General features: G+C 56.1%; 3 protein-coding genes and 2 pseudogenes. 4 read left to right on the top strand and 1 reads right to left on the bottom strand.

Features of this window, described 5'->3' with window-relative positions:
* Positions 1-509: pseudogene (locus tag ACR3FF_RS25435) on the bottom strand (ISNCY family transposase); the annotation flags it as partial.
* Positions 510-534: 25 nt separating this feature from the next.
* Here ACR3FF_RS25435 and ACR3FF_RS25430 point away from each other — a divergent pair.
* From ACR3FF_RS25430 to ACR3FF_RS25415, 4 genes and pseudogenes are all read left to right on the top strand, one after another.
* On the top strand, positions 535-864 hold the full coding sequence (locus ACR3FF_RS25430; RefSeq protein WP_458190899.1) for a hypothetical protein: 330 nt from the start codon (positions 535-537) through the stop codon (positions 862-864).
* A 1508-nt stretch (positions 865-2372) separates the two neighbouring features.
* Positions 2373-2966 carry a hypothetical protein gene (locus ACR3FF_RS25425; protein ID WP_458190898.1) on the top strand — a complete coding sequence of 198 codons (594 nt, stop codon included), beginning with the start codon at positions 2373-2375 and terminating at the stop codon, positions 2964-2966.
* A 704-nt stretch (positions 2967-3670) separates the two neighbouring features.
* Positions 3671-4545 (top strand): annotated as a pseudogene (locus ACR3FF_RS25420) (ParA family protein).
* Entirely contained in the window at positions 4542-4952 is a 411-nt protein-coding gene (locus tag ACR3FF_RS25415) for a DUF7970 domain-containing protein (RefSeq protein WP_458190897.1), read from the top strand. Before ACR3FF_RS25420 ends, ACR3FF_RS25415 begins: the two are co-directional and overlap by 4 nt.
* Positions 4953-5412 lie beyond the last annotated feature (460 nt).

Below are 5412 nucleotides of genomic sequence, written 5' to 3'. Positions count from 1 at the left end.
ACCGCCCGGACGAACGTCCTGGCGGTCACGACCGGTGGCGATCTGATCTCCTGACCCATGCCGACTTTCACCAGAAAGTCGGTGAGCCGCCAGAGATTGTACAGCAGTGCTGCAAACGTCAAGTTGAACAACCGAACGCGAGAATCCTTCGACGAGGTCTTCGGGAGGAACGCCTTCACCGACTTGTACTGGTTCTCGATATCCCACCGACGGCTGTAACTATTGGTGACGTGAGCGATCTCGTCGGGACCGACGTGATCGCGGTTCGTTACAAACACCGCGTAGTTACCATCAGCATCGTCGCTGGTCGCTGGCACGTACAGGAACTCGGCGGTGTGATGGACGTCACCGTCAATGCCGAGCGGGATATCGTGCTTGACGGCGGCGTCGCCGCCGTCTGCACTCTGGATTTGCTTGATCGCCTCGTAGTCGTCCTCGTACTTCGGCACTGGTGTCGTGTACAGCAACCCACGGCTGTGAATCTCTGCGTAAACGTCGCTACTATAGAAACTCACAAAAGTTTTCGTACTCATTATGCCTTCGGGCGAGTTCGACGACCTTGCTGCCGTGCTCACGCATGTGTGCGCGAGACACCGTGTCAACATCTTCATCGTCAGCGGTATCGTCTTCATCCAGGTCGAGAGGAACCAGTGCGTCAGAAATGACGTTGTGGTCGCATGCTTCAAGCGCGATGCCTGTTGCAGCGGCGTCAAGCGTGACCTTGGTCCGTTCACTGAACTGTTCCCACGCGTAGGAGATGTTCTGTTGAGTCGGTGGCTTCTCCAAACCCAGTCCTTTGAGGAGCGCCGGTCGGTTCCGGAGGCGATCTGCGACCTCGCTCTAGGCGAGGTCGTAGATCGTTGATAGATGTAGACCCGTGCCATCGACTCCGTATCGAAGGTCACCTTGTGCTGCTGGCGGTTGTCGGTAAGTGGCTCAGTCGGGATCGAGACGTCGGAAAGGACATGCCAGAGGTGATCAGCAGTCTCACAGAGTTTCTGGGCGTGGATGACGATCGCCCCTGCCAGGGCGGGGGCGTCGTCGACCGCGGGTGTGATTTCGGATTCCATTGTGCTTTGAACACGAAACAGGAGTGCTATCAGCGCATCACATGAGTCGCAAAAGCGACGGATTCAGAATAATTCGTAAAACTTGTCGGTCACAGCGGTAGCAACCGCTGTTCGCTCAAAACATCAGGAAACAGGTGGTTTGTAGAATTTGAGATCCCGAACCTGTGGGCTTCCGCGCCTGTAAAGTTCGTATAGCAACATACGGTTCATCGATGAGAGAGACGTTTCAGCTGATGTCGTCGGTGTTCACACAGACTCTTACGGTCTGTTTGTCCCAAAAACTATAATATATATGGATTAATTGCTCTACTGGACGAACACGACCATCTCAGGAGCGAGAATCAAACGGCGTGACGTCTGTTCCGGAAACAGGGAGGGGTGGGTCAACCGTGAGTGAGACGTCGAATCGGCCGCCAGAGAAGGGGTCACCTACCCCGGCGTAAACGCCGGGGCTTGTGTATGGCCAGACCAGGCCAGGAACACAACTTCTTACCGGTGTTCTCTCGCTCTACCCCTGCTACGCACCCATATAGGGCTTCACAAGGACCGTCTCGGACGTGTCGCGGTCATCATTCCCGATTCCAGGGGGCAGGTGACAGTTACCCCGTCTCGACAAAGAACAGTCGCGTGGTCCGACCGAGAACGATAGCGACTGTAACCGCGTTCAGCTCTTTGGCCCTGCCGAGACTTGCTGTGGTTGCGCAACCAACGAAATCAGCGTCGGCGACTTGTTCTGCCGCCTTCTTCCAACAAGAGTAGTTATGTAACGAGGGGTCCTAAGCCTGCCGGTTTCGGCGGTTGCGTAGTGAAGTTTACGCGATTCCCGCCCGGCCTAAAAGGCCGGGATTCCCTCGCTGATTGAAGATGGGAGGAGGTCGGCGACGTTTCGTGGACGCTGCTCGACCGCGATGGTCTCGTCGACGCGTACTGGGGGGTCATGGCACCGGGACTGGAAGCCGACGGCATGGACCCACGACGAGAAAGGCCGACGCACAACTGGCTGCGGGAAAACGATCTTCGACCGCTGCTCTACACGCTCCGAACGCATCACGACCGGACGTTCAGCCAGTTCTGGACCGAAGACCTGGGGCTCGAGGAGGGCGAAACCGGATACGACTGGGCGACAGACTCCACGAGGACCTCGACGGCGGGCAGACCAAACGTCGGATTCATCTCGCCGTCTCGAACTGGTATGCCCATCTTGTCCGTCGAAAGTGGGCGGCGACGAACCCTGCGGACGGCCTCGACGACGAGTTCGACTGGTCGAGTTCGACTGGTGACGATGAGAGGGATACGCCCTGTTTGTCGTCAGAACACGTCCGAGCGCTCTATCACGCTGCGGCCGACCAGGAAGGCCGCCTTCTCGTCCTGGCCCTCTGTGCGTGGGGACTCCGGCCAAACGAGGTCGCTCGTCTCCACGTCCAGCAGTTCGTCCTTGACGTACCGGACGACGACGTCCCTTACATCGAGTTCCGTGAGCGAAAGAACGGTCCCGGTGAGGTGTCGATCATGTACGGGCGCGAAGAACTCGACGAATGGCTCGCGAGTAGCGAGGACAGCGACTGGAGCGGCTATCTGTTCCCGTCTCCGCACGCCTCTCGAGACCACGTCTCTCGGTGGACTGTCTGGAATCGATTCGACCGTCTCGCCGACCGTGCGGGGCTTCCAGAGGAGATAGACGGAGTTTCACCGGCACCGAGGATGGGGCGGCGGTTCTGGTACGACGCGTACTCCTCGTCACTCAACGTGGTTCTCGGGAGTTTAGACGAGATTGCCGCAGAGCAGGGGAGTTCGAGCGCAGAAGTCGTACTTCAGAACTACCTCTCGGATTCGCGAGCACGGCAACTTCGGCGAGAGTACATGCGTGAACAACTGGCAGAAGCGTTCGAGGACTGACTCCCCGTCGACGTGTGTGAAAGCGTAAAATCGTTGCTCGAAACCCGTCCGACCGGAGAGTGAAAGGGAGGTGGTGACTTCAGTATCGATGTCCATCAGTCTTATTCATTGTGTAGATTCACCCACGATGTTCACCGACGTGCGGGATTGTCGATAGCCGGAAAAGACGTGCAACGTATCCGTTCGTTGATTACGTTTGGACACGACAACCAGGTAGTGTGTTTGCCCCTTATATTCACTACGTACATCCATGAATTGTGTTCATTGAATACATTCATTGATTGGTGAATGGGCGAACTGTCCGTGTGTCTATGACAGGTGTATCATTCAGTGGACACATTCACGGCACACAGTCGCTAGTCGTCTGGATTACTGAATTCTATGCATTGTATTCATGAACGATATTCAGTAAGAGTGTTCATGAATGTTGTTCACTGATGGTGTTCATTAAGGGATGTCACGAATAACGTCCAGTGATGGTATTCGGGGTTGATGTTCTGTGTTCCTCTGTGGGGGGCAAGACCAGGATTGACGTTCAGTAGTCGCCCACAGAGAATACACCTACTATCTACATTCACTGATTACTCCCATTATCGATGTTCATTGGTTGTGTTCATTGCGTACATTCAATAGAACACCAGACGAAGTTCATTCATGGATGTGCCTGACGTACTTTCAAGATGGGTGCTACTCACGGATAGAGTATGTTGGCGTACTCAACGTACAGCGAAGCCGGTGGGGTTGGAAAGACCACGACGGCGGCGAACCTGGCTGTGGCGCACGCACGCGCCGGTCTCAAGCCGCTCGTCGTCCCGCTCGACCCCAAGATGGAGACCTGTCGCGGCTGTTCGACGTCGACGATCAGCGAACAGAACCCGTGGACAACATCGTCCGCCACATGATTCGGCGTCCGAAAGGCGACTTCGATGACCTCATTCGGACAGTCGAGGGTGTAGACATCATTCCGGAACACAACATGCTCTCCGACCTCACCGAGTATCTCCAACGGGAGAAAGACCAGGCAGAGGCGATGGGGGAGGCGTTCGGGATGCACGCCCAGCTGCTCCGCGTGCTCCGCGAGGCTGGCGTCCCCGATAGATACGACGTCCTCATCTGTGACCCGCCTGCGACAGAAGGCCCACACCTCTACAACGCTATCCACGCAACCCGGTCGTTGGTCATTCCCGTAGAACCCACCGCAAAGGGAAAAGCGGCCGTAGAAGGTCTAGAATCGCTCGTAACGGGCCTCGAAAACCAGTTGGACGTCAAAGTCGGCGTCCTCGCCGCCATCCCGATGGGATTCAAGAACACTCGCGACCAGCAGATGATTCTCGAAGACATCGAGTACCCCGTTCCGGAGATAATCGGAGAACGCGCATCTCTGATGGAAGGCTGCTGGATGCAGCAATGTTCGGCGTTCGCGTACGTCCGCGAGCACCGCGAGCGCAGACGCGACTACGAACTCGAAACGCTGGCTCAGTTCGACCGATTGGCACGGCATTTAGAGCGCGAAGTCGGACTCGAAGCTCCGAACCCGCCTGAACCCGGCGATCTCGAACACGAGGTGGTGACCGCATGACGGGCATGAAAGAGGGTGCCGGTGAAGACCCGTTCGCAGAGGACGCCACTTCGTCGGGCGCAGATTCGACAGAACAAGCCGACGACACCGACACGACGGATACGGAGCCCACGACCGAGACGAGCAATACAACCCGTTCGCAGCAATCCGGGCAACGAACGATACAGATACCGTACAAATTTCGGCGCGACGGTGTACAAGACGGTCGCGACCGGGTGCCGCTTTTCTTGCATGGAGAGACCAAAACGGCCGAGCGCGACGCGCTTCGGGAACTCGAAGAGCGATTCGACGACGACGTCTCTCTGACCGACCTTCGAGAAGCACTCGTGAAGGTCGGGCTTGATCACCTCGACGAGGTCGAAACCCACCTGGAAGAGTGGGGCTATGGGATGACGTTCGACGAGTGATTTCACGGTTCTAACGTTGCTCAGGCGTTTTGGAGACCGATTTCTGCCTTGCAGACAGCGCCGACCCGCCCGAATTCACTTCCGCTTACTAAACTAAACGGAAGTATTGACTAAAATCAAGTATTGGTCGAATTCAGGTGGGAGAGGGGCTGAAACATGCATTACCAAAGTTTTAAACTGTATGTCGATATAGAAAAATCTCGCGATTAAATCCCACCACAAGTTCGGGATCTCAAATTCTACAAACCACTAGAGTATTGATATCTTGAAAGAACAACGGTTGCTACCGCTGTGGTCGACATTGTTCACCGATGGTTCTGAATCAGTCGTTTCGACGACTCATGTGAAGCGCTGATAGCGCTCCTGACTCGTGTTCAGGACACGATGCAAGCCGAAATCACACCCGCGGTCGACGACGCCCCCGCCCTAGCGGGGGCGATCGTCGTTCACGCCCAGAAAC

It is taken from the genome of Haladaptatus ordinarius, assembly GCF_054177595.1.
This window is presented reverse-complemented; position numbering and strand designations above follow the sequence as displayed.